Raw genomic sequence first — 23,063 nt, forward strand, 5'->3', positions numbered from 1 at the left:
ACGTTTATGACAATTGTGCGCATTGATGCCGAAGCCCGCTGGTCTGATGTGGTGATCCATAACCAGACGCTGTATTACACCGGTGTACCGTCAAATCTGGACGCGGATGCGTTCGAACAGACGGCGAATACCCTGGCGCAGATTGACGCGGTGCTGGAAAAACAGGGCAGCGATAAATCCCGCATTCTGGATGCGACCATTTTCCTGGCAAATAAAGACGATTTCGCGGCGATGAACAAAGCCTGGGATGCGTGGGTGGTAGCGGGTCACGCGCCTGTACGCTGCACCGTACAGGCCACGCTGATGAAACCGGAATACAAGGTTGAGATCAAGATTATCGCGGCGGTTTAAGCCCGATTACTCTTCATCTTCATCCTCAAAACGCGCCACGATCCGCTCGCCGGTATGGGTGGCGCGCAGCTCCTCCGCCACCTGGGAAATCGCCTGTCCGCTGCTCATCCCCTGGGACATCAGTTCCTGAATTCGCTCAACCGCTTTCTGCTGCTGTTCATGGCTCAGAGAAGGTAAACCTGCAAACATCGTCAACTCCTGCTAAATTATTCGCGCTAATTATTTCACGCTGCCCGGTAGTATGCCATACATGAACATGCGCTTCCCCACTGTTGTTACCTTACCCTGGCGCGCTGACGCCGCTGAGTTCTGGTTTGCCCGTCTGAGCCATCTTCCTTTTGCTATGCTGCTGCACTCCGGCCATGCGGATCACCCGTACAGCCGCTTCGATATTCTGGTGGCCGATCCCCTGAAAACGCTGACGACCGACGATCTGTCGACGACGGACGATCCGCTGATGCAGCTTCAGCAGGAAATCAACGCGCTGGGCTTATCCGCTACCCCTAACCTGGACCTGCCCTTCCAGGGCGGCGCGCTGGGCCTGTTTGGCTACGATTTGGGTCGCCGCTTCGAGATGCTGCCCGAGCATGCGCAGGCGGATATTGCCCTGCCGGACATGGCCGTGGGGCTGTATGACTGGGCGTTGATTGTGGACCACCAGAAAAAAAGGGTCTCCCTGCTGAGCCATGATGACGTGCAGGCGCGTCTGGCCTGGCTTGAGGCACAGCAGCCTGCTCCAGCTGAGGCGTTCACCCTGACCTCCGGCTGGCGCTCGAACATGACCGCGCCGGAATACGCGGAAAAATTCTCCCGCGTGCAGGCCTATCTGCAAAGCGGCGACTGCTATCAGGTTAACCTTGCCCAGCGTTTCCAGGCAGCATACCAGGGGGACGAGTGGCAGGCGTTTACCCGTCTCAATGCCAGCAACAGGGCTCCGTTCAGCGCGTTCGTACGTCTGGAACAGGGGGCCATCCTCAGCCTGTCGCCGGAGCGTTTTATCCATCTGGCGGAAGGGACGATTCAGACCCGCCCGATTAAAGGCACGCTGCCGCGCCTTGCCGATCCGGACGCCGATCGCCAGCAGGCGGAGAAACTCGCCGGGTCACCGAAGGATCGCGCCGAAAACCTGATGATTGTCGACCTGATGCGTAACGATATTGGCCGGGTCGCCGAACCAGGCAGCGTGCGCGTGCCGGAGCTGTTCGTCGTCGAGCCTTTCCCGGCAGTGCATCATCTGGTCAGCACCATCACCGCGCGTCTGCCCGCCTCTCGCACCGCCTGCGATCTGCTCCGGGCCGCGTTCCCGGGCGGCTCCATCACCGGTGCGCCAAAAATTCGCGCCATGGAAATCATCGACGAACTGGAACCGCACCGCCGCAACGCCTGGTGCGGCAGCATCGGCTATATCAGCCTGTGCGGCACCATGGATACCAGCATTACCATTCGCACGCTGACGGCCTGCGGCGGCAATCTGTACTGTTCTGCGGGCGGCGGCATTGTGGCGGACAGCCAGGTCGAGGCGGAATATCAGGAAACCTTTGATAAGGTGAACCGCATCCTGAAGCAACTGGAGAACTAACGGTGGAGAAAGAGAACCTGACGCTGGATGATTTTCTGTCGCGCTTTCAGCTGCTACGGCCGCAGGTCAACCGCGCCACGCTGAATAAGCGTCAGGCGGCGGTGCTGATCCCAGTGGTGCGCCGGGAACAGCCGGGCCTGCTGCTTACGCAGCGTTCGCCGCATATGCGCAAACACGCCGGTCAGGTGGCCTTTCCGGGAGGGGCGGTGGACAGCACCGATGCGTCGCTGATTGCCGCCGCGCTGCGGGAAGCGCAGGAGGAGGTGGCGATCCCGCCTGACGCGGTGGAAGTCATCGGCGTGCTGCCGCCCGTCGACAGCGTGACCGGCTTTCAGGTCACCCCGGTAGTAGGCATTATCCCCCCCAATCTTCAGTATCATGCCAGCGTCGACGAAGTCTCTGCGGTGTTTGAGATGCCGCTTGAAGAGGCGCTCCGGCTAAGCCGCTACCATCCGCTGGATATCCATCGTCGGGGGCATGACCATCGGGTCTGGTTGTCCTGGTATCAGCATTATTTTGTCTGGGGCATGACGGCGGGCATCATTCGTGAACTGGCGCTACAAATCGGCCTGAAGCCTTGACTATACTTTACATTCCAGCCTTTTTTGCAGGTTTGCGATCCGCGTCGCGCTATTAGCAAAACCCATCGTTAACCATTAGTTTAATTCATGTGAATAGTTAAGCCGAGGTTGGTGTTCCCTCTTACACTATGCGCAGTTATAACATCGTTACTGGAACCCCGGTAACCCTGTCAGGAGTGTGAAAGTGATTAGTATATTCGACATGTTCAAAGTGGGGATTGGTCCTTCTTCTTCCCACACTGTAGGGCCGATGAAGGCCGGTAAACAGTTCGTCGATGATCTGGTCGAAAAAGGATTACTGGAAAGCGTTACCCGTGTCGCCGTAGACGTTTACGGTTCATTGTCATTAACGGGTAAAGGCCACCACACCGATATCGCCATTATTATGGGTCTGGCGGGCAATATGCCGGACACTGTTGATATTGATGCCATCCCGGCATTCATCCGCGACGTGGAAGCGCGCGGTCGCCTGCTGCTGGCTAACGGTCAGCACGAAGTGGATTTCCCGCAGGATGACGGCATGCGTTTTCGCAGCGACAACCTGCCGCTGCATGAAAACGGCATGACTATCCACGCCTGGAGCGGCGAAAAAGAGATCTACAGCAAAACCTACTACTCCATCGGCGGTGGCTTCATCGTTGACGAAGAGCATTTCGGTAAAGAGAGCGCGGGCGACGTGAACGTGCCCTATCCGTTCAAATCGGCCACCGAGATGCTGGGCTACTGCAAAGAGACCGGTTTGTCGCTGTCCGGCATGGTGATGCAGAACGAGCTGGCGCTGCACAGCAAAAAAGAGATCGAAGACTATTTTGCCAACGTGTGGCAAACCATGCGCGCCTGTATCGATCGCGGGATGAACACCGAAGGCGTACTGCCAGGGCCACTGCGCGTGCCGCGTCGTGCCTCTGCCCTGCGCCGTATGCTGGTGACCACGGACAAATTCTCTAACGACCCGATGAACGTAGTTGACTGGGTGAACATGTTTGCTCTGGCGGTGAACGAAGAGAACGCCGCGGGGGGGCGCGTGGTGACCGCGCCAACCAACGGCGCGTGCGGGATCGTTCCGGCGGTGCTGGCCTACTACGATCACTTTATCGAGCCTGTGACGCCGGATATTTATATCCGTTATTTTCTCGCGGCAGGCGCTATCGGTGCGCTGTACAAGATGAACGCGTCCATTTCAGGCGCTGAAGTGGGCTGTCAGGGTGAAGTAGGCGTGGCCTGCTCTATGGCGGCGGCTGGTCTGGCCGAGCTGCTGGGCGCAAGCCCTGAACAGGTTTGCGTGGCGGCTGAAATTGGCATGGAGCATAACCTCGGTCTGACCTGTGACCCGGTCGCAGGCCAGGTGCAGGTGCCGTGCATTGAGCGTAACGCGATTGCCTCCGTCAAAGCGATTAACGCCTCACGCATGGCGATGCGCCGTACCAGCGAACCACGCGTGTCGCTGGATAAGGTTATCGAAACCATGTACGAAACCGGCAAAGACATGAACGCGAAGTACCGTGAAACGTCGCGCGGCGGTCTGGCCATTAAGGTGCAGTGCGACTAATCCTCTCTTTCGCCCATCCGCAACGGATGGGCGAATTTCTCCCTTCATTCTCGTCTCCTTCTTCTTTCCCCACTACACTTTTACGGTCGCGGCTGCTCGCGCTCGGCCTGGCATCAGGCAGCGGCTAAATAGCGAACGGGTTGAGAGAGAAGCAGGCGCGGTAGTAACGCCACAATGGCTGGCGGGAAAATCTTCCCCGCCAGAAGATCGTAACGGGCACATCGTACCCGTTAAGCAGACTTATTCGTCTTCGTCGTGTGCAGACTGTTCTTTAACAATGCGGACCAGATCGACGCGGTAGTCGTTAGCTTCAACGATAGTGATGTGCAATGGAGGAAGCTCGATCACATCCCCGACGCGCGGGATCTGACCGTTTACGGCGATAACCAGCCCCGCCACGGTTGCGATGTCTTCTTCATCGTTAACCACGTTTTCCAACCCCAGCGTATGCGAGAGCGCGTGCAGGTCGGTCGCACCTTTGACCAGCCAGCCTTCGCCGTCGGCCACAATCTCAGGCGTTTCGTCTTCATCCGGGAATTCACCGGCAATCGCTTCAAGCACGTCCAGCGGCGTCACCAGCCCCTGTACCACACCAAACTCGTTGGTGACGATAACAAAGCTACCGCGCGCGCGACGCAATACGCCCAGCAGGTTGATCGGATCCAGCGTTTCCGGTACGACAATCGCCGGCGACGAAGCTGCAATGGCCTCCACGTTGACACCCTCTTCCAGCGCCACCAGCATCTCTTTCGCCCGAACCACGCCGATGATCTCATCCAGCTCACCGCGGCATACCGGGAACAGGCTGTGCGGAGATGAGAGCAATTGCTGACGAATTTCATCAACGCTCAGGTTCGCATCGACCCAGCTAATTTCCCCGCGCGGCGTCATGATGCCGCGCAACGAGCGGGAGGCCAGGGAGAGCACGCCGTTAATCATGTAGCGTTCTTCTTCCACAAACGCCCCTTCCGGAACCGGCACCGGGTTACGGTTTTCAGGGTCAGACTGGACGTTCACCTGACGTCGTCCGCCCATCAGGCGCAGAATGGCGTCCGCCGTACGGGCGCGCAGCGGCTGATTTGACTGCTGCTTAATAAAGTTACGGCGCGCAATCTGGTTGAACAGTTCGATCAGGATCGAGAAGCCAATCGCGGCGTACAGGTAGCCTTTCGGAATATGGAAGCCGAAACCTTCCGCCACCAGGCTCAAACCAATCATCAGCAGGAAGCTCAGACAGAGCACGACCACCGTCGGATGCTGGTTGACGAAGCGCGTCAGCGGTTTCGAGGCCAGCAGCATCACCGCCATCGCAATCACGACGGCCGCCATCATCACCGGCAGGTGGTTCACCATACCGACCGCGGTAATCACCGCATCCAGCGAGAAGACTGCATCCAGCACCACAATTTGCAGCACCACGACCCAGAAGCTGGCGTAGCCCTTACCGTGACCATCATCATGCTGCCGGTTCTCCAGCCGTTCATGCAGCTCTGTTGTCGCTTTGAAGAGCAGGAATATCCCCCCGATTAGCATGATCAAATCACGGCCGGAGAAGGTGTAATCCATGACGGAGAACAGCGGTTTGGTCAGCGTGACCATCCACGAGATCACGGAGAGCAGCCCCAGTCGCATGACCAGCGCCAGCGAGAGTCCAATCAGACGCGCTTTATCACGCTGTTTTGGCGGCAGCTTGTCCGCAAGGATGGCGATAAACACCAGGTTATCAATACCGAGAACGATCTCCAGTACGACCAGCGTGAGCAGTCCCACCCAGATTGACGGGTCCATTAAGAATTCCATGACAAGCTCCTGCTAAAGGAATGACAAAACGGTGCCCCACTCAACGTGGGCAAATAAAAGGCAGACAGAGTTGATACGTGGCGTGGTTCGCCGGTGAAAAAGGCGCGGAATGGCCTGGTAGATGACTGACGTCGGTGACGGTCCATATAGTGGGCTGTAGCCCTATACTCCTGAACAAGTAAACGGAGGCTAAACATATCAGAGAGACTGTGTTTTTAGCAAAGATTTACGTTCCTTTGCAAAGTTCTGTAACACAGCGGCTATACGCTACAGATAATTCTGTAACGCGTGGCTAAATTACGGATCTTCATCACATAAATTATTTTTTCACTATCTAAAATAATTCGCGGAAGTCTTAGTTTTTTGAACTCTAACCCTTATCTGAATCGATTCGGTTCGCCAATACGATTCTCAGTACGTCTGCCCGGCAGGCGTATTAATGATAATAAAAGGAGGTAGCAAGTGACCATTGCTATTGTCATAGGCACACATGGTTGGGCTGCTGAGCAGCTACTCAAAACGGCAGAGATGCTGTTGGGCGAGCAGGAAAACGTCGGCTGGATCGATTTCGTTCCCGGTGAAAATGCCGAGACGCTGATTGAGAAGTACAACGCTCAACTCGCGAAGCTGGATACCAGCAAAGGCGTGCTGTTTCTCGTCGATACATGGGGCGGCAGTCCGTTTAATGCTGCCAGCCGCATTGTCGTCGATAAAGAGCATTATGAAGTCGTCGCCGGGGTAAACATTCCCATGCTGGTGGAAACCTTTATGGCGCGCGACGACAACCCAGGCTTCGATGAGCTGGTCGCGCTGGCCGTTGAAACCGGCCGCGAAGGGGTGAAAGCCCTGAAGGCTCAGCCGGTTGAAAAACCCGCCCCTGCCCCGGCTGCGGCGGCACCGAAAGCAGCGGCACCGGCAAAACCGATGGGACCGAACGATTACATGGTTATCGGCCTGGCGCGTATTGATGACCGTCTGATTCACGGACAGGTTGCGACTCGCTGGACCAAAGAGACCAACGTACAGCGTATCATCGTGGTCAGTGACGAAGTGGCCGCCGACACTGTCCGTAAAACCCTTCTGACTCAGGTTGCACCACCGGGCGTTACCGCGCACGTGGTGGATGTCGCCAAGATGATCCGCGTTTACAACAACCCGAAATATGCGGGTGAACGCGTGATGCTCCTGTTTACTAACCCGACAGACGTTGAGCGCATTGTTGAAGGCGGCGTGAAAATCACCTCCGTGAACATCGGCGGTATGGCTTTCCGTCAGGGCAAAACGCAGGTCAACAACGCGATTTCAGTTGATGCGAAAGATATCGAGGCGTTCAACAAGCTGAATGCCCGCGGTATTGAGCTGGAAGCCCGTAAGGTTTCCACTGACCAGAAACTGAAAATGATGGATTTGATCGGTAAAGTTGGGAAATAAGCCCGCGCCGGTTTTTCACATAAAGCTTATGTTATAGGAGAAGTACAATGGAGATTACCACTCTTCAGATTGTGCTGGTGTTCATCGTCGCGTGTATTGCGGGTATGGAATCCGTACTTGATGAATTTCAGTTCCACCGCCCTCTGGTGGCCTGTACGTTGATCGGTGCCGTTCTGGGTGATATGAAAACCGGTATCATCATCGGTGGTACGCTGGAAATGATCGCCCTGGGCTGGATGAACATCGGTGCCGCCGTTGCGCCTGATGCCGCACTGGCCTCAATCATCTCAACCGTTCTGGTTATTGCCGGTCATCAGAGTATTGGTGCAGGTATTGCCCTTGCCATTCCTCTGGCCGCAGCAGGCCAGGTGCTGACCATCATCGTTCGTACCATCACCGTGGCCTTCCAGCACGCGGCGGATAAGGCGGCGGAGAACGGCAACCTCACGGCACTCTCCTGGATCCACGTGTCGTCCCTGTTCCTGCAGGCGATGCGTATCGCAATCCCGGCGGTTATCGTTGCGATCTCTGTCGGCACCAGTGAAGTTCAGGGCATGCTGAACGCGATTCCTGAAGTGGTCACCAGCGGTCTGAACATCGCGGGCGGTATGATCGTCGTGGTAGGTTACGCGATGGTCATCAACATGATGCGCGCGGGCTACCTGATGCCGTTCTTCTACCTCGGCTTCGTCACCGCAGCATTCACCAACTTCAACCTGGTTGCGCTGGGCGTGATTGGTGCCGTGATGGCGATTCTCTACATCCAGCTCAGCCCGAAATACAACCGTGTTGCGGGTGCCCCAGCGCAGGCTGCTGGTAACAACGATCTCGATAACGAACTGGACTAACAGGTGAGCGAAATGGTTGATATGACAAAAACTACCACCGAGAAAAAACTCACTCCGGGTGATATTCGTGGCGTGTTCATCCGTTCTAACCTGTTTCAGGGTTCATGGAACTTCGAACGTATGCAGGCGCTGGGCTTCTGCTTCTCTATGGTGCCGGCGATAAAACGCCTCTACCCTGAGAACAACGAAGCACGCCGTCAGGCGATTAAGCGTCACCTGGAATTCTTCAACACCCATCCTTACGTCGCGGCTCCGGTTCTGGGCGTGACGCTGGCGATGGAAGAGCAGCGTGCGAACGGCGCGGAGATTGACGATGGTGCCATCAACGGTATCAAAGTCGGTCTGATGGGTCCACTGGCCGGCGTGGGCGACCCTATCTTCTGGGGTACTGTTCGTCCGGTCTTCGCGGCGCTGGGTGCCGGGATCGCGATGAGCGGCAGCCTGCTCGGTCCTCTGCTGTTCTTTATCCTGTTCAACGCGGTACGTCTGCTGACCCGTTACTACGGCGTGGCCTACGGCTACCGTAAGGGCGTGGACATCGTTAAGGATATGGGCGGCGGCTTCCTGCAGAAACTGACCGAGGGGGCGTCAATTCTCGGCCTGTTTGTGATGGGGGCGCTGGTTAACAAGTGGACGCACGTGAACATCCCGCTGGTGGTTTCGACCATCACCGGTCAGGATGGTCAAACCCGCGTCACCACCGTGCAGACGATTCTGGACCAGCTGATGCCTGGCCTGGTGCCGCTGCTGTTGACCTTCGCCTGTATGTGGCTGCTGCGTAAGAAAGTGAACCCGCTGTGGATCATCGTTGGCTTCTTCGTCATCGGTATCGCGGGCTACGCTGTCGGCCTGCTGGGCCTGTAAAACATTGCGTTATCGACCGGGGGCTTGCCCCCGGTCTTTTTATCTGGAGGATGAATGACTGTTACGGACATCGTACTGGTGTTGTTTATTGTTGCCCTTCTGGCTTACGCGATCTATGACGAATTCATTATGCCTCGCCGTAACGGCGAGACGCTGCTGACCCTTCCCCTCTTACGCCGTGGACGCATTGATGCATTTATCTTCGCCGGCCTGGTGGTCATTCTGATTTACAATAACGTGACCAGCCACGGTGCAATATTAACCACATGGTTATTATGTGCGCTGGCATTAATGGCGATTTACCTGTTCTGGATCCGCTCGCCGAAACTCATTTTTAAAAAACAGGGATTCTTCTTCGCCAACGTATGGATAGAATATAACCGCATTAAAGAGATGAATTTATCCGAAGACGGCGTGTTAGTGATGCAATTAGAACAGCGCCGCCTGCTCATTCGGGTCAAAAATATTGATGACCTTGAGAAAATCTACACATTACTCGTTAAAACTCAATAAGTTAACATTATAACCTCGGCTATATATTGTGATATTCTTTCGCAAACAATATAGCCGTTGCTATATCTTCTCTCGTCTTTGACTTATATTTATTAACGATATTTTCACGCATAAACCTAAATGAAAATCGTTATCAAAGACGCAGATAAATTAAGCCTTGCTCGTTGTTGTTTTATATTCTCAAAATATGTTAAGGTTGCGCCCGTCGTTGGGGAGTAGCCGATTTCCTGCACGCAGGAAATGTACGCGTCAACATACTCGTTGAAAAACGTGGCGCGTACGGATCGCTTTCAGCACGCTTACAGTGCAAAAGAGATCAGGCGAGACCATAGATACATCAACTGCTGTTTACTGGGGGCAGTGATGTGTCATATGGATATCCCCGGTCTGGACGCTCTTATGAACATCTCCGCTACGATCCTTCTCGCTTTTGGCATGTCTATGGATGCATTTGCCGCCTCCATCGGCAAAGGCGCCACGCTCCACAAACCTAAATTCACAGAAGCTCTGCGCACCGGTCTGATCTTTGGTGCCATCGAAACGCTGACGCCGCTCATCGGCTGGGGTTTGGGCATGCTCGCCAGCCAGTTCGTGCTGGAGTGGAACCACTGGATTGCGTTCGTCCTGCTGGTGTTTCTCGGAGGCCGAATGATGATTGAAGGTTTTCGCGGGAATGATGATGAAGATGAAGCACCGCTGCACCGCCACGGTTTCTGGCTGCTGGTCACCACGGCAATTGCCACCAGCCTGGACGCCATGGCCGTCGGGGTGGGTCTGGCATTCCTGCAGGTCAATATTATCGCCACCGCGCTGGCCATTGGCTGTGCAACGCTGATTATGTCCACGCTGGGCATGATGGTCGGGCGGTTTATCGGCCCGCTGCTGGGTAAACGCGCCGAGATCTTAGGCGGTATTGTGCTGATCGGCATTGGTGCCCAGATCCTCTGGGCACACTTCGCGCCTTAAGCGTCGCGCTGCCAGACGTGGATACTGAAATCCGTCTGGCAGCCAAACGTCGTCCGAGCCGCTAACGCATCCCATACTTCCGGCTTTGCCCGCCACGCGAACGGCGTCATCTGCAGCAGGGCTACCGCTTCTTCCCCGTTCAAATTCATTTCATACGCCACTGAATGCTCCTGCTTCAGCGTAAAGCCTGTCAGCTGTTCAGAGTGTGGGGCATGCAGACGCACCTCGTCGTAAATGAGTCCCTTCAGCTCCATCAGGTGACGCGGACCCGGCGTGACGGTTATCACCCAGCCTCCGGGCTTCACCACGCGCGCCAGCTCATCTGCTTTACACGGCGCGTAGATGCGGATAATGGCATCCATACTGGCATTATCAAACGGCAGCCGGTGGCTGGATGCCACGCAAAACGTCACGCCAGCGTAACGTTTAGCCGCCGCGCGGATCGCCACTTTCGACACGTCGAGACCGAATGTCACGGCCCCCTTCTCCCGCACCACATCCGCAAACCGTGCGGTGTAGTACCCTTCCCCGCAGCCGATATCAAGCATGGCGGACGCCGAATCAGGCAATAAGTCACCCAACATCTGCGCCACCGTCTCCCGCAGCGGCAGATAGTGCCCGGCATCGAGAAACGCCCTGCGCGCCTGCATCATCTCTGCGCTATCGCCCGGATCGCGGGAGCGCTTGTGCTGCACCGGAAGAAGATTCACATACCCTTCTTTCGCCATATCAAACTGATGTCCCTGCGGACAGGCATAACTTTTATCTGAGCGCGTCAGTGGCGCGTGGCAAAGGGGACAGCTGAAGGACATGGAAACTCCGGGAGATAAACCAAAGGGCGAAGTGTACCGCTATTCGCCCTGCTATAAAACGGCTGGATTACCGCATGACGATAAGGTGGTCTGAACCGGCCGGCAGGCCATCGGGTTTGATATTCTCCAGGCGCAGCACGTTGCCCATGATTTCGCTGAAGACCGGCGCGGAAACCGCCCCGCCATAGTAGGCCCCGTTTTGTGGATCGTTAATCACCACCACCAGGGCGAAACGCGGGTCGCTGGCAGGCGCAACGCCTGCGGTATAGGCGACGTATTTATCGACATATTTGCCGCTATCATCAATTTTCTTCGCCGTCCCGGTCTTAACCGCCACGCGATAATCGCGAACGGCGGCCTTAACGCCCCCGCCGCCGGGCAGCGCGACGCTTTCCATCATGTGCTCCACTTCATGCGCGATCTCCTCCGGCATGACGCGGTGGCCGATAACCGGGGGATCGATGCGGGTGATGGAGAGTGGACGCTCAAGTCCGAAGCCGCCAATCGTCGCGTAGACGTGGGCAAGCTGGAGCGGTGTGACCATCAGGCCGTAGCCAAAGGCAAAAGTCGCGCGGTCTAGCTGACTCCAGTATTTACGCTGTGGCAACAGCCCGGCGCTTTCGCCCGTTAACCCCAGCCCCGTGTTGGTGCCAAACCCAAAGTTTCGATAGGTATCAATAAGATGCTGGACAGGCATCGCCAGCGAGAGCCGGGATACGCCGGTGTCGCTCGATTTTTGCAGGATCCCGGTCATGGTCAGCTCAGGATAATAACCCACGTCGCGGATACGATGCCCGTCAAGGGTATACGGGTGGGTATCAATGACACTGTCCGGCTGGACCAGCCCCTGCTGCAGAGCCGTCATCAACACCAGCGGCTTAACGGTCGAACCGGGCTCGAACGTATCGCTGATTGCCCGGTTGCGAAAATCGTTTATCGTCGCGCCTTCACGGTTATTGGGATTGAAATCCGGATAGCTCGCCATGGCGAGTATTTCCCCGGTGGGGATATTAATGAGCACCGACGCCCCTGACTCGGCCTTATTCCAGGCGACGGCATTGTCCAGCGCGTCTTCGGTAATGGTTTGCAGCCGCTCGTCAATACTCAACTGGATGTTATGTGCCGGCGTGGGCGCCACTTCCGTCAGGTTTTCAACCACGCGCCCGTAGCGATCCTCCCGGACCTGTCGGACACCCGCTTTACCGGTCAGCTGAGTGTTAAAGCTTTTCTCCACCCCTTCAATGCCCTGCCCGTCAATATTGGTGAAGCCAATCAGGTTCGCCGCCACGTGGCCTGCCGGGTAAAAGCGGCGGGATTCATCGCGCAAATTAATGCCGGGTAAATTGAGCTTATCAATCCACTTCGCCTGAGCAGGATCGACCTGACGCGCCAGGTAGATGAAGCGTCCCTGGGGGTTGGCGTTAATTCGTGATGAAAGGGTGCTCAACGAGAGGTGCAGCGCGCTCGCCAGCGCCTGCCAGCGTTCATCAAACCCAACGCCACCTTTTGCCAGCACCGTTTTAGGATCGGCCCATACGGCCCTGACGGGCACGCTGACCGCCAGAGGACGTCCTTCACGATCCATAATCATCCCACGCGGCGCATCAATCGCCAGCTGACGGAGGGATCGCATATCTTCTTGCTTCACCAGATTGTCAGGTTTGATGATTTGTAGCCAGGCAACGCGGCCAAGTAAAAAGGCCAGACTGCAGAAAATAGCGAAACAGAGCAGCGCAAAACGCGCCGGCGTGAAATTGCCAGCGGTTAATATCATTTTTTTCTTCACCTGAACCCCAGAGCTGTTAAACAACGCTCTGATTTAACGAGAAAAGATGCGCTTAGGGAGGCGAAACTGTGATACTAACCTCGCAGCTTTGCAACAAGTTGCTAACAAGACCGTAGATAGTAATATTTTGAAAGATAGGGAATAAAAAAGCCCCGCATGATGCGAGGCTTTATGTCTGAGAGTGAAGCGCTATGCGCCCCAGTCAGCAGCGGTTCGATCAGATAGCAGTTACGTTAACTGCAGCTGGGCCTTTCTGGCCGTCCTGAATTTCGAACTCAACGTTCTGGCCTTCGGCCAGAGTTTTGAAGCCGTTACCCTGGATTGCAGAGAAGTGTACGAACACGTCTTTGCTGCCATCAGCAGGAGTAATGAAACCAAAACCTTTAGACTCGTTGAACCACTTAACTTGACCTTTAATCTTTGCCATTTTGCAAAATTCCTTAGAGTGTTTTCTTAGCCCGCAGGCATTAACTGAGATAAAACTGAGACATTACTGCATGAGGCACTAATATAAGGTTCGGCAGAGAAGCGGTATTCAACGACAACGTGTTTACTCAGGACTTCTTTACTGAAAATGCCACACATAAACAGAACTGTACCTCGTTTGACCCAAAACGTGTTATCACACACTATGTTTAATATGGCAAGCCATTTTTAAACATGTCTCGATCCGCCGCACAAATTCGAACTCTGTCTGTAAGGAATTGCACAATTATGCGCTTCTCAAACAGACGGCTATACTCCCTTACACAGACTCAACGCTGCTTGCACAACCGCTGTAATCTAAGACTTTTTTAACATAGCTCAATCATTACAATGCGTCCAGCAGTCGGGAAAAGAAATCTTTGGCGTTGATTGAGTTAGAACAAATTGTGAAAACTTATGCTTAAATCATTGTAACGTGACCGTATTGTTTCAGCCAAAAACGATGTTAATAATCCGCACCCTTCTGTATTAAAATCCATCAGGTAATTAGCAGTGTTATGCACCAAAATAATGAAATTTTTATGACTCTGCATCAAAACAAGGCAAGCAAAACGTTTCGATAAAATTAAAATTTTCCTGACGACGAATACATACACAATATACGCAACAATTCATCGCTTCGTTTATAAGGGTAAATACTCGCCAACTTTCAGTATCCTGAAAGTACTATTAACTGGTGCTACATTATCCAGCGCGTCAGTTAATTCTTTTATGGGGTCATCCAGCGCTTCATCCGCCAGCTCAAACACGCCCCAGTGAACAGGGAACGCCAGCGGGCAACCTAACTGTTGCCACAGCGCAACGGCAGACTGGGGATCCATATGGTGTACGGCCATAAACCATCGTGGAGCATAGGCTCCAACGGGCAATGCTGCAGCATCAATTTTCCCCAAACGTTCCGGTATCATCAGCAGCTCAGGCGAATAGCCGGTATCGCCACTAAACCAGAACCGGTGATGCCGCCCTTCAAAGACCCAGCCGCACCACAATGAGCGATTGCGGTTCCAGAGCGTGCGCATACTCCAGTGCTGCGCCGGTACGGCGGATAATGTTATCCCCTGCCAGGTAAAACTCTGCCACCAGTCGAGCTCAACCACCTGTTTTGCGCCCCGGCGGCGAAACCAGCCGCCCAGGCCTAAAGGAACAAACACACTGACGTCGGGAAAGCGTTTGAGAATGTGGCGAACAGTGAGTTCATCAAGATGATCGTAATGGTTATGCGAGATAACGACCGCGTCAAGCTGGTGCAGTTGATCGACAGAGAGTGCCGGAGGCGTTCTACGCTGCGGCCCTAAGAAAGGAAGTGGAGAAGCGCGCCTTGAAAAAACGGGATCGGTAAGAAGGATATTGCCGTCCAGCTGCAGCAGTATGCTCGCATGTCCGAGCCACCACGCCCCATCCTGCTGCGGCTGCTGAAGATCGGCCGGTTGCCACCACCGCCGGATAAAATCATCGTAGCCGAACGCGGGCGGCTTCGGTAAGCCAGCTGCTTTGCGTTCTTTGCGCCAGCGGTCAAGGTCGCCAGGCTGGTGTCCTGCAGAAGTAGTATTACGAAAACCGTTTGGGGTGTGATGTTTCAGGGAGGGGTCATACCAGGGATTTTTCCAGACCACTGCCACCTCCCGGAATAATACGATTAACGCTCAGCCACCAGGCGGATAAAATCGTCTTGATCGTTGTTCTCGTCAGCGACCGCTTCTTTTTGTGCTTCTTTCTCTTCCGGCTCGTTAGCCTCGCACAGACGACGCAACAGTGCATTCTGCCGTTTTTGCTGCTCAAGCAGCGCTTCCAGCAGTTCGATCTGCTCATTGGTACGTGAACTGGCACGGTTTACGAAAAACCAAATGACCAGCCCCACCAGCAGAACAACCAAAGAGATCGTCAGGGATGCCATATTTAGCAGCCCTGAATTCAGTAACTCACCCATTTCACCACCTCAATAAAAACGTCTATTTTACCACTGGCGCGAAGGAAGGAAATCACCTGAAGAAAAAATGCGTGCTACCACGGAATAAACTTATTGATTGCGCAAACGCCGCTAAAAAACTGTACATCCTGATCGCACATCACGTTGATAGTCTGCGTCCACAACACCACGCACGCTATCAGCACGATAATCAGAATCACCCAGCGTATTTTTTTCACTCCACACTCCGTTTACAGACCTGATATGACCAGGTTATCACGGTTATCTTAAACAAGGACTAACTGTAGCGCCATCAGGCTCTTTTCAGAATCCTGCACTTGTTTCATTACGTAAACCGGTTAGGCTAGCATCATGATAACAATGATAAAGAGGTAATAATGCGCTTAATTATTCGTACAATTGTTGCACTGGCGATACTCTGGATTGGCCTTCTTTTAACGGGTTATGGCGTGCTGGTGGGAAGCACCGAAAACGCCGCAGGGTTAGGCATTCAATGTAAGTATTTAACAGCACAGGGAGTCAGCACGGCGCAGTATCTCCATTCTGATAGCGGGATCATTGGGTTAACCAACTGCCCGGTACTGCGTAAGACCTCCGTCGTGATTGATAATGGCTGAGTCACAGCGTTAACGACGAATAAAAAACGCCGCAAAGATGCGGCGTTTTTTTATGCTAACCGGGGTTAGAACGGATAGTCGTGGTAACCCATCTGTTCAGAAATCTTACGCGCGGCGGTATGCAGAATAGCCACGTACTCGTGCAGGCGCTCTTCCGAGAAGCGAAGCGTTGGGAAAGAGATGCTCAACCCCGCGATCACGACGCCAAAACGGTCAAACACCGGAACGCCAATACAGCGCAGTCCTTCTTCCTGCTCTTCGTTATCTTCGCCGTACCCTTGCTCACGCACCTTGTCGAGCACCGTTAATAACTCATCGGTGTTAGTAATGGTGCGTTCTGTGCTGCGTTTGTACTCCACGCCATCGAGGATCTGTTTAACTTCTTCACGATCGCGCCACGCCAGCAGAACCTTACCGATTGCCGTGCTGTAAAGCGGGTTGCGGCGACCAATGCGCGAATACATACGCAGGTTATACATGGAGTCTATTTTATGGATGTAAACAATACTGTCTTCATCCAGCGCGCCCAGGTGGATAGTCTCTTTGGTCAGGCGGGAGATCTCGCGCATCTGAATATCCGCGCTACGGATCAGATCCACATTTTGCAAGGCCCGGGCACCCAGTTCAAACAGTTTCAGCGTCAGAGAATATTTTTCAGATTCGCCTTCCTGAGCAACGTAACCCAGTGATTTCATGGTTTGCAAAAAGCGGTAAACGGTGCTTTTCGACATCATCACGCGCTGTGACAACTCTGTGATACCAATTTCACGCTCTTCCCCGAGCGCCTGTAAGATGCCAAACACCTTCAGCACGGAAGAAACTGAATCTGGCTGTTTATCCAAATCCGCAATTGCCATTTACCACCTCATAGAGAGTGTTTTATAAAAATCAGAACCGGTTTTTATTATAAATTCCCGTCATGTTACCTGCAATCAATCCGCGTTTACTTCGTTACAAATCTGCGACATAAAACGGTGTTAACGATGCTAAAATAGTTACCCTGAGAATAATTTCACTCTGAGCTATTTATCCCCAATGGAAAAGAACCTTTCCGATGGCCTGCCTTTGCCCCAGCGGTATGGCGCTATCGCTACGATTATTATTGGTATCTCAATGGCCGTTCTTGACGGCGCGATTGCGAACGTTGCCCTTCCCACCATTGCCACCGATCTGCATGCTTCCCCGGCCAGTTCGATATGGATTGTTAACGCCTATCAGATTGCGATTGTGGTTTCCCTGCTCTCTTTTTCTTTTCTGGGCGATATGTTCGGCTACCGTCGGGTATATCAGTGCGGGCTGGTGGTATTTACCTTTACATCACTGCTGTGCGCCCTTTCGGACTCCCTGCATACGCTGACGCTGGCGCGCATCGCGCAAGGTTTTGGCGGCGCGGCGCTGATGAGCGTCAATACGGCGCTAATCCGCTTAATCTATCCGCACCGCCATCTGGGCCGCGGCATGGGGATAAATTCGTTTATTGTCGCGGTCTCTTCTGCCGCCGGGCCAACGATTGCAGCGGCCATTCTTTCTGTCGCCTCGTGGCAGTGGCTGTTCGCCATAAACGTGCCGCTGGGTATCGTGGCCATCTTCTTTGCCCTGCGATTTCTCCCCGCTAACGGCCCGAAAAGCACCATGCCGCGCTTTGACGTAGCAAGCGCGGTGATGAATGCGCTCACCTTTGGTCTGCTGATTACCGCCCTGAGCGGTTTTGCGCAGGGTCAATCCCTGATGCTAACCACCGTGGAGCTTGTTGCCCTGCTGGTGACGGGCTTCTTCTTTGTTCGCCGCCAGCTTTCCCTGCCGGTGCCCTTACTGCCGATCGATCTGCTGCGTATTCCCCTCTTTTCGCTTTCCATCTGCACCTCCGTCTGCTCATTCTGCGCCCAGATGCTGGCTCTGGTTTCTCTGCCCTTCTTCCTGCAAAGCGTGATAGGACGTTCCGAAGTGGAGACCGGGCTGCTGTTAACCCCCTGGCCGCTGGCGACGATGGTGATGGCCCCCCTGGCAGGTTATTTAATAGAACGTGTACATGCCGGTTTGTTGGGCGCGGTGGGGCTGGCCGTGATGGCAACAGGTCTTTTCGCGCTGGCGCTGCTTCCATCATCGCCAGGGGATCTGGACATCATCTGGCGCATGATTCTGTGCGGAGCCGGGTTTGGCCTGTTTCAGTCCCCCAACAACCACACCATTATTACCTCTGCGCCGCGCCACCGCAGCGGAGGGGCCAGCGGCATGTTGGGGACCGCGCGTCTGCTGGGGCAAAGCACCGGTGCGGCGCTGGTTGCCCTGATGTTTAACCTTGCCGGGCAAAACGGCAACCACGTTGCGCTTCTCACCGCAGGCGCCCTTGCCACCCTTGCAGCCATCGTCAGCGGGTTGCGCGTGACCCAATCCGGCGTTCAGGCATAAAAAAAGCCGGGCGGAGTCTTCTCCTGCCCGGCTTATTTAAGCACTTAGCGTTACTTCAGGTATTCCCCACTGCGCAGCGCTTCAATACGTTTATCCAGCGGCGGGTGAGACATAAACAGCTCGCTCAGCGACTTTGATTTGCCGTTGATGCAGAAGGCCATCATGCTGTTCGCTTCCTGCGGCTCATAGCTGGTTTTCAGACGCTGCAGGGCGGCAATCATCTTCTCACGCCCTACCAGCTTCGCTGAACCGGCATCCGCATTGAACTCACGGTGACGGGAGAACCACATGGTGATAATGCTCGCCAGAATACCGAACACCAGTTCCAGCACCATCGATACGGCGAAGTAGATCAGCGGATTACCGTTGCTCTCTTCACCTTCATCACGGTTGCCGCCCATGAAGCCAGCCGCAATCTGCGCCAGGATACGGGAGATGAAGATAACGAAGGTGTTCACCACGCCCTGAATCAGGGTCATGGTCACCATGTCACCGTTGGCGATATGGCTGATTTCGTGCGCGATAACCGCTTCGGCTTCGTCACGGCTCATGTTCTGCAACAACCCGGTGCTCACGGCAACCAGCGACGCATCACGACGGGCACCCGTAGCAAACGCGTTAATATCCGGGGCATGGTAAATAGCAACCTGCGGCATCGCAATGCCTGCCTGCTTAGACTGCTGTGCCACCGTATTCATCAGCCACTGTTCCATGTCGTTACGCGGCTGTTCAATCACTTCACCGCCTACGGATTTCAGCGCCATCCACTTTGACATCAGCAGGGAAATGAAAGAGCCACCAAAACCAAACAGCAGCGCCATAATCAACAGACCCTGAACGCTGCTCGACTGAATTCCCGTCAGGCTTAGCACTAGCCCGAAAACCACCATCACCGCCAGGTTGGTGAGCAGGAAGAGCGCGATTCGCATCATAATTTTCTTTTAACCTCAGTTTAACAAAACGCACTATGCGATTACCCACATCGTATGGGTATTACGGCTATTTTCAAGCATCCGGTGGGCGTAAGTCACCAGAAAGACACAACTTTACACAATTGGAAATCAGCCTGACGGAAGGATGCAGAACAAAAAGAAACAGGCACAATTTCTTGTGCCTGTTGGGAGATTATTTTGCCGGAGCGGGCTGTACGGCAGGCTTCTCTTTTTCCAGATTCGCCAGGTCGAGCGCGATATGCACCGTCTCGTCCAGGTACGGATCCGGCTCCTGGTAATCTTTTGGCAGATCGTCCAGTTTCTTGAGCAGAGGCTTACCTTCTCGCTTGAAGCGATCGTTGATACGCGCCAGACGCGTTGCGTCGTCCTCGTTGTTCTCTTTTTCACGCTGAGCGTAGTTCAGAGAAACAATATTCCGCTTATCTTTCAGGGCATTGAAACGCGCAATGTCCTTCATGATGTACTGGAATTCCGGGTCTTTCGCGATGCGTTCATTATGCGCTTTCAGCAGCTCAGGGCCAAACTGCGTCATATCACCTGCCTTCACGAATGTCGCAGCATTGATGCTGTCCCACGGCAACGCGTTATCTTCAAACTTCTCGCCGGTTTCGGTCTCTTCCGTGCCGGTCGGCATCATGATATCCGGCGTTACGCCTTTACGCTGCGTACTGCCGCCGTTAACGCGGTAGAACTTCTGAATGGTGTACTGAACGGAGCCCAGCGCAGGCCATTCCGGACGCAGCATCTGATCGTAAATACGGTTCAGCGAGCGATACTGCTGAACAGTACCTTTGCCGAAGGTGGGCTCACCCACGATTAGCGCGCGGCCATAGTCCTGCATTGCAGCGGCAAAGATTTCAGATGCGGACGCGCTGAAGCGGTCAACCAGGACCACCAGCGGGCCTTTGTAATAGACCACACCGTCGTTATCAGCATCTTCACGAACTTTACCGTTGTTATCACGCACCTGTACAACCGGGCCAGACGGGATAAACAAGCCTGAGAGCGACACCGCTTCGGTCAGCGCACCGCCACCGTTCGTGCGCAGGTCGATAATGACGCTGCTCACGTTCTGCTTCTCAAGTTTCTGCAGCTGAACTTTTACATCGTCTGTCAGCCCCACGTAGAAGCCAGGGATATCCAGGACACCCACCTTCTCTTTACCCACGGTTTTCACCGACATTTTCACCGCGCGGTCTTCCAGACGGATACGCTCGCGGGTCAGGGTCACGATACGGGTTTTGGTGCCTTTACCGGCAGGCAGAATCTCCAGACGAACTTTGCTGCCTTTCGGACCTTTGATCAGCGCAACCACATCGTCCAGACGCCAGCCAATGACATCAACCATGCTCTGACCGGTTTGTCCTACCCCCACAATGCGATCGCCTACGCTTATCGCTTTGCTTTTGGATGCCGGGCCGCCCGCGACCATGGAGTTGATCACCGTGTAGTCATCATCCATTTGCAGTACCGCGCCAATACCTTCCAGAGACAGGCTCATCTCAGTATTGAACTGTTCGGTATTGCGTGGAGAGAGATAGTTGGTGTGCGGATCGATTTCGTGCGCAAAGGCGGTCATCGCCAGTGAGAAAACATCTTCACTGTTGGTCTGCGCCAGACGGCGAATGGCAAATTTGTAACGACGCGTCAGCGTGTCGCGGATCTCTTTTTCATCTTTGCCGGTCAGCTTGAGGCTTAGCTCGTCGTATTTGACCTTTCCATCCCACAGCGCGTTCAGCTCGGCTTCGTCTTTCGGCCAGGGCGCTTTGCTGCGATCGAGATTAAAGGTGTCGTTGCCGGTGAAGTCCATTGGACGTTCCAGCACTTTCAGCGCGTACTGATAGCGTTCAAAGCGGCGCTTCTGCGACAGGTTGTAGAGATCGTAGAACAGATCCAGCTTGCCTGACCGCAGCTCATCACCCACCTCGGATTTGCGCTTAGCGAACTGCTCGACATCGCTGGCGAGCAAAACGTTATGGCTGTAATCCAGCAAGTTCAGATAGCGGTCAAAGATTTTGGCCGAAAAGGCCTGATCGAGATCGAACTGACGATAGTGCGAGCGGGTAAAGCGAGAGGTTACACGCTCGCTTACCGTCGCGTGCTGCGTCTCTTCCTTGAGTACCGGAATTTGATCAACACGCGTGATATCGTCCACTGCGAAAGCGTGACCTGTTATGGCAAACAGGCCCGCCAGCGCGGTGAGCTTAAAAAAAGTGTTCATGCCAGGCTTGGCCTCCGTTTCAGAACAACAAGTGTTCTGCGCGTACAATCATTGACATACCAGAAGTCAGCTGTACACGAACGCCATCTTTGGTGATTTCCAGTACTGTGGCGTCCATTGCGTTGTTGCCCGCTTTTACCTTCAGAGCCTGACCCACGCTCAGGGCGTTAATGTCAGAAACCGGAGTATGGCGCTGCTCTTCACGAGGCGCACGAGGGGCTTTCGCTGCTGGTTTGTCTGCACGCGGTTTGCGATCGTTATTGTCGTGACGACGAGGCGCAGGACGTGGTTTACGCTCACGACGAGGCGCTTCTTCCTGGCCGTTTGCCGCTGCGGCTTCGCGTTTTTTCGCCTGCTGTTCTGCACGTTGTGCCTGAACGCGTGCTTTGGCTTCTTCCAGCTGCTTGCGCGCGTGTTCTACGTGCTGCTCGTCCAGCTCGCCGCAAGGGTTGCCGTCGAGATCCACGCGGGTCGCGCCCGGTTTGATACCGTACAGGTAACGCCAGCTCGAAGTATAAAGACGTAAGGCAGAACGCAGCTGAGTTTTGCTGAGGTTCATTTCCCCTTCAACACGCGCTACCAGATCCTGAAAAATACCGACTTTCAGGGGACGTGCTTCACCTTCCGCGCTGAAGCACTGCGGGAAACGCTCGGCCAGAAATGCGATAACTTCTTTACTGCTATTCAACTTAGGTTGATTTTCCATGAAATTTCCTGATTACAACGGACGTTGCCAACAAGCGCAGGCATGAACAGGCGTCATTATAATGACGCTATCAGTAAATGCTACGTTATCCGTTGATTATCCTGCGACGCTCGCAAAGAATTTTTGATAATCGGTTGCAGCGAGGACGTTTTCCAGATTCGCCACCAGCTCGCGCAGCCCCTGTTCGTCCTCGGTTGTAAAGCGACTGAAGACCGTACTGTCGATATCCAGAACGCCAATAATCTGATTTTTTACCACCAGCGGCAGAACGATCTCTGAATTGCTGGCAGCATCACAGGCGATATGCCCGTCAAACGCATGAACATCTTCCACGCGCTGAACCTGATTCTCGGCCACCGCGGTACCGCATACGCCGCGTCCTACCGGAATACGCACGCAGGCCAGTTTGCCCTGAAACGGACCCAGCACCAGCGTTTCACCTTCCAGAAGATAAAAGCCAGCCCAGTTCACATCGGATAGCCGTTCGAACAGCAATGCGCTAGTATTTGCCAGAGTGGCTAAGAAGCTGGTTTCACCTGCCATCAATGCCTTAAAATCGCGGTTCAGATCCGCGTAGAATTCTGTTTTGTTCATTATTCAATCACTTAGTTGTCTTACAAAATTACCGCATAGCCTATTAAAATAAGCAATAAATGCGCTCATG

General features: G+C 54.3%; 25 protein-coding genes, 1 pseudogene and 1 riboswitch. Of the genes and pseudogenes, 11 read left to right on the plus strand and 15 right to left on the minus strand.

Going from position 1 to position 23,063, the window contains the following annotated elements:
* The first annotated feature begins 6 nt into the window (after nucleotides 1-6).
* Nucleotides 7-351, plus strand: a complete 345-nt coding sequence (locus DG357_RS13780; RefSeq protein ID WP_028013528.1) for a RidA family protein — start codon at nucleotides 7-9, stop codon at nucleotides 349-351.
* A 6-nt stretch (nucleotides 352-357) separates the two neighbouring features.
* On the opposite strand, the gene DG357_RS13785 is transcribed toward DG357_RS13780, so the two are convergent.
* Nucleotides 358-540, minus strand: a complete 183-nt coding sequence (locus tag DG357_RS13785; protein WP_008500497.1) for a YoaH family protein — start codon at nucleotides 538-540, stop codon at nucleotides 358-360.
* 61 nt (nucleotides 541-601) lie between these two features.
* Here DG357_RS13785 and pabB point away from each other — a divergent pair, with 61 nt between their 5' ends.
* From pabB to sdaA, 3 genes are all read left to right on the plus strand, one after another.
* A complete protein-coding gene (pabB, locus tag DG357_RS13790; protein ID WP_088205049.1) occupies nucleotides 602-1,930 on the plus strand; it encodes an aminodeoxychorismate synthase component 1 in 1,329 nt (442 codons plus the stop codon).
* Between the two features lie 2 nt (nucleotides 1,931-1,932).
* The gene (locus DG357_RS13795; protein WP_088205050.1) at nucleotides 1,933-2,511 is read left to right on the plus strand and encodes a CoA pyrophosphatase; all 579 of its coding nucleotides are present in this window, start codon (nucleotides 1,933-1,935) and stop codon (nucleotides 2,509-2,511) included.
* Between the two features lie 184 nt (nucleotides 2,512-2,695).
* Nucleotides 2,696-4,060: an L-serine ammonia-lyase gene (sdaA, locus tag DG357_RS13800; RefSeq protein ID WP_028013531.1), complete on the plus strand. Its 1,365-nt coding sequence runs from the start codon at nucleotides 2,696-2,698 to the stop codon at nucleotides 4,058-4,060.
* Nucleotides 4,061-4,300: 240 nt separating this feature from the next.
* On the opposite strand, the gene yoaE is transcribed toward sdaA, so the two are convergent.
* Nucleotides 4,301-5,860 carry a CNNM family cation transport protein YoaE gene (gene yoaE / locus DG357_RS13805; RefSeq protein ID WP_028013532.1) on the minus strand — a complete coding sequence of 520 codons (1,560 nt, stop codon included), beginning with the start codon at nucleotides 5,858-5,860 and terminating at the stop codon, nucleotides 4,301-4,303.
* Complete coding sequence (locus DG357_RS23350) at nucleotides 5,848-6,057, minus strand: protein YoaL (RefSeq protein ID WP_408608531.1); 210 nt, start codon at nucleotides 6,055-6,057, stop codon at nucleotides 5,848-5,850. Before DG357_RS23350 ends, yoaE begins: the two co-directional genes overlap by 13 nt.
* Before the next feature lie 265 nt (nucleotides 6,058-6,322).
* On the opposite strand from DG357_RS23350, the gene manX reads away from it, so the two are divergent.
* From manX to mntP, 5 genes are all read left to right on the plus strand, one after another.
* Complete coding sequence (manX, locus tag DG357_RS13815; protein WP_028013533.1) at nucleotides 6,323-7,291, plus strand: PTS mannose transporter subunit IIAB; 969 nt, start codon at nucleotides 6,323-6,325, stop codon at nucleotides 7,289-7,291.
* Between the two features lie 47 nt (nucleotides 7,292-7,338).
* On the plus strand, nucleotides 7,339-8,139 hold the full coding sequence (manY, locus tag DG357_RS13820; protein ID WP_003859914.1) for a PTS mannose transporter subunit IIC: 801 nt from the start codon (nucleotides 7,339-7,341) through the stop codon (nucleotides 8,137-8,139).
* Between the two features lie 12 nt (nucleotides 8,140-8,151).
* On the plus strand, nucleotides 8,152-9,003 hold the full coding sequence (locus DG357_RS13825) for a PTS mannose transporter subunit IID (RefSeq protein WP_006810994.1): 852 nt from the start codon (nucleotides 8,152-8,154) through the stop codon (nucleotides 9,001-9,003).
* Nucleotides 9,004-9,057: 54 nt separating this feature from the next.
* Nucleotides 9,058-9,516: a DUF986 family protein gene (locus DG357_RS13830; RefSeq protein ID WP_047367801.1), complete on the plus strand. Its 459-nt coding sequence runs from the start codon at nucleotides 9,058-9,060 to the stop codon at nucleotides 9,514-9,516.
* A 198-nt stretch (nucleotides 9,517-9,714) separates the two neighbouring features.
* Nucleotides 9,715-9,914: riboswitch (yybP-ykoY riboswitch) on the plus strand.
* A 1-nt stretch (nucleotide 9,915) separates the two neighbouring features.
* Entirely contained in the window at nucleotides 9,916-10,482 is a 567-nt protein-coding gene (mntP, locus tag DG357_RS13840) for a manganese efflux pump MntP (RefSeq protein WP_041911997.1), read from the plus strand.
* Here the strand turns inward: mntP and rlmA are convergent.
* From rlmA to mgrB, 7 genes and pseudogenes are all read right to left on the minus strand, one after another.
* Complete coding sequence (gene rlmA, locus DG357_RS13845; protein ID WP_088205051.1) at nucleotides 10,479-11,294, minus strand: 23S rRNA (guanine(745)-N(1))-methyltransferase; 816 nt, start codon at nucleotides 11,292-11,294, stop codon at nucleotides 10,479-10,481. The genes mntP and rlmA overlap by 4 nt on opposite strands.
* A 67-nt stretch (nucleotides 11,295-11,361) precedes the next feature.
* Nucleotides 11,362-13,068, minus strand: a complete 1,707-nt coding sequence (gene ftsI, locus DG357_RS13850; protein WP_072201678.1) for a peptidoglycan glycosyltransferase FtsI — start codon at nucleotides 13,066-13,068, stop codon at nucleotides 11,362-11,364.
* 229 nt (nucleotides 13,069-13,297) lie between these two features.
* The gene (cspE, locus tag DG357_RS13855) at nucleotides 13,298-13,507 is read right to left on the minus strand and encodes a transcription antiterminator/RNA stability regulator CspE (RefSeq protein ID WP_001062678.1); all 210 of its coding nucleotides are present in this window, start codon (nucleotides 13,505-13,507) and stop codon (nucleotides 13,298-13,300) included.
* 13 nt (nucleotides 13,508-13,520) lie between these two features.
* Nucleotides 13,521-13,665, minus strand: a pseudogene (locus DG357_RS13860) (DUF2627 domain-containing protein).
* Between the two features lie 524 nt (nucleotides 13,666-14,189).
* Entirely contained in the window at nucleotides 14,190-15,179 is a 990-nt protein-coding gene (locus DG357_RS13865; RefSeq protein WP_088205052.1) for an MBL fold metallo-hydrolase, read from the minus strand.
* 23 nt (nucleotides 15,180-15,202) lie between these two features.
* Entirely contained in the window at nucleotides 15,203-15,493 is a 291-nt protein-coding gene (locus DG357_RS13870; RefSeq protein WP_047364849.1) for a YebO family protein, read from the minus strand.
* Nucleotides 15,494-15,567: 74 nt separating this feature from the next.
* Nucleotides 15,568-15,711: a PhoP/PhoQ regulator MgrB gene (mgrB, locus tag DG357_RS13875; RefSeq protein WP_006175995.1), complete on the minus strand. Its 144-nt coding sequence runs from the start codon at nucleotides 15,709-15,711 to the stop codon at nucleotides 15,568-15,570.
* Between the two features lie 159 nt (nucleotides 15,712-15,870).
* On the opposite strand from mgrB, the gene DG357_RS13880 reads away from it, so the two are divergent.
* Complete coding sequence (locus DG357_RS13880; protein ID WP_041909477.1) at nucleotides 15,871-16,110, plus strand: YobH family protein; 240 nt, start codon at nucleotides 15,871-15,873, stop codon at nucleotides 16,108-16,110.
* A 65-nt stretch (nucleotides 16,111-16,175) separates the two neighbouring features.
* Here the strand turns inward: DG357_RS13880 and kdgR are convergent, their stop codons facing one another.
* Nucleotides 16,176-16,967 carry a DNA-binding transcriptional regulator KdgR gene (gene kdgR, locus DG357_RS13885; protein ID WP_014884288.1) on the minus strand — a complete coding sequence of 264 codons (792 nt, stop codon included), beginning with the start codon at nucleotides 16,965-16,967 and terminating at the stop codon, nucleotides 16,176-16,178.
* A 178-nt stretch (nucleotides 16,968-17,145) separates the two neighbouring features.
* Here kdgR and DG357_RS13890 point away from each other — a divergent pair, with 178 nt between their 5' ends.
* Complete coding sequence (locus tag DG357_RS13890; protein ID WP_088205053.1) at nucleotides 17,146-18,519, plus strand: MFS transporter; 1,374 nt, start codon at nucleotides 17,146-17,148, stop codon at nucleotides 18,517-18,519.
* A gap of 50 nt (nucleotides 18,520-18,569) precedes the next feature.
* Here the strand turns inward: DG357_RS13890 and htpX are convergent, their stop codons facing one another.
* The 4 genes from htpX to DG357_RS13910 all read right to left on the minus strand — a co-directional run bounded on the left by htpX (nucleotide 18,570) and on the right by DG357_RS13910 (nucleotide 22,993).
* Nucleotides 18,570-19,451, minus strand: a complete 882-nt coding sequence (gene htpX / locus DG357_RS13895; protein WP_088205054.1) for a protease HtpX — start codon at nucleotides 19,449-19,451, stop codon at nucleotides 18,570-18,572.
* A gap of 193 nt (nucleotides 19,452-19,644) precedes the next feature.
* Complete coding sequence (gene prc / locus DG357_RS13900; protein ID WP_028013542.1) at nucleotides 19,645-21,693, minus strand: carboxy terminal-processing peptidase; 2,049 nt, start codon at nucleotides 21,691-21,693, stop codon at nucleotides 19,645-19,647.
* A gap of 19 nt (nucleotides 21,694-21,712) precedes the next feature.
* On the minus strand, nucleotides 21,713-22,399 hold the full coding sequence (proQ, locus tag DG357_RS13905; protein WP_028013543.1) for an RNA chaperone ProQ: 687 nt from the start codon (nucleotides 22,397-22,399) through the stop codon (nucleotides 21,713-21,715).
* A gap of 96 nt (nucleotides 22,400-22,495) precedes the next feature.
* The gene (locus DG357_RS13910; protein ID WP_008500476.1) at nucleotides 22,496-22,993 is read right to left on the minus strand and encodes a GAF domain-containing protein; all 498 of its coding nucleotides are present in this window, start codon (nucleotides 22,991-22,993) and stop codon (nucleotides 22,496-22,498) included.
* Nucleotides 22,994-23,063 lie beyond the last annotated feature (70 nt).

The sequence above is a fragment of the Enterobacter bugandensis genome, assembly GCF_900324475.1.
Classification (GTDB): Bacteria; Pseudomonadota; Gammaproteobacteria; order Enterobacterales; family Enterobacteriaceae; genus Enterobacter; species Enterobacter bugandensis.

Bases quoted from the DNA above. Each gene is read 5' to 3' on its own strand.
- mntP (WP_041911997.1), top strand. From the start codon at position 9,916: ATGAACATCTCCGCTACGATCCTTCTCGCTTTTGGCATGTCTATGGAT.
- prc (WP_028013542.1), bottom strand. From the start codon at position 21,693: ATGAACACTTTTTTTAAGCTCACCGCGCTGGCGGGCCTGTTTGCCATA.
- DG357_RS13870 (WP_047364849.1), bottom strand. From the start codon at position 15,493: ATGGGTGAGTTACTGAATTCAGGGCTGCTAAATATGGCATCCCTGACG.
- DG357_RS13890 (WP_088205053.1), top strand. From the start codon at position 17,146: ATGGAAAAGAACCTTTCCGATGGCCTGCCTTTGCCCCAGCGGTATGGC.
- manY (WP_003859914.1), top strand. From the start codon at position 7,339: ATGGAGATTACCACTCTTCAGATTGTGCTGGTGTTCATCGTCGCGTGT.
- yoaE (WP_028013532.1), bottom strand. From the start codon at position 5,860: ATGGAATTCTTAATGGACCCGTCAATCTGGGTGGGACTGCTCACGCTG.
- DG357_RS13785 (WP_008500497.1), bottom strand. From the start codon at position 540: ATGTTTGCAGGTTTACCTTCTCTGAGCCATGAACAGCAGCAGAAAGCG.
- kdgR (WP_014884288.1), bottom strand. From the start codon at position 16,967: ATGGCAATTGCGGATTTGGATAAACAGCCAGATTCAGTTTCTTCCGTG.
- pabB (WP_088205049.1), top strand. From the start codon at position 602: ATGAACATGCGCTTCCCCACTGTTGTTACCTTACCCTGGCGCGCTGAC.
- DG357_RS13830 (WP_047367801.1), top strand. From the start codon at position 9,058: ATGACTGTTACGGACATCGTACTGGTGTTGTTTATTGTTGCCCTTCTG.
- cspE (WP_001062678.1), bottom strand. From the start codon at position 13,507: ATGGCAAAGATTAAAGGTCAAGTTAAGTGGTTCAACGAGTCTAAAGGT.
- DG357_RS13880 (WP_041909477.1), top strand. From the start codon at position 15,871: ATGCGCTTAATTATTCGTACAATTGTTGCACTGGCGATACTCTGGATT.
- DG357_RS13780 (WP_028013528.1), top strand. From the start codon at position 7: ATGACAATTGTGCGCATTGATGCCGAAGCCCGCTGGTCTGATGTGGTG.
- ftsI (WP_072201678.1), bottom strand. From the start codon at position 13,068: ATGATATTAACCGCTGGCAATTTCACGCCGGCGCGTTTTGCGCTGCTC.
- DG357_RS13910 (WP_008500476.1), bottom strand. From the start codon at position 22,993: ATGAACAAAACAGAATTCTACGCGGATCTGAACCGCGATTTTAAGGCA.
- DG357_RS13825 (WP_006810994.1), top strand. From the start codon at position 8,152: ATGGTTGATATGACAAAAACTACCACCGAGAAAAAACTCACTCCGGGT.
- DG357_RS23350 (WP_408608531.1), bottom strand. From the start codon at position 6,057: ATGTTTAGCCTCCGTTTACTTGTTCAGGAGTATAGGGCTACAGCCCAC.
- proQ (WP_028013543.1), bottom strand. From the start codon at position 22,399: ATGGAAAATCAACCTAAGTTGAATAGCAGTAAAGAAGTTATCGCATTT.
- rlmA (WP_088205051.1), bottom strand. From the start codon at position 11,294: ATGTCCTTCAGCTGTCCCCTTTGCCACGCGCCACTGACGCGCTCAGAT.
- htpX (WP_088205054.1), bottom strand. From the start codon at position 19,451: ATGATGCGAATCGCGCTCTTCCTGCTCACCAACCTGGCGGTGATGGTG.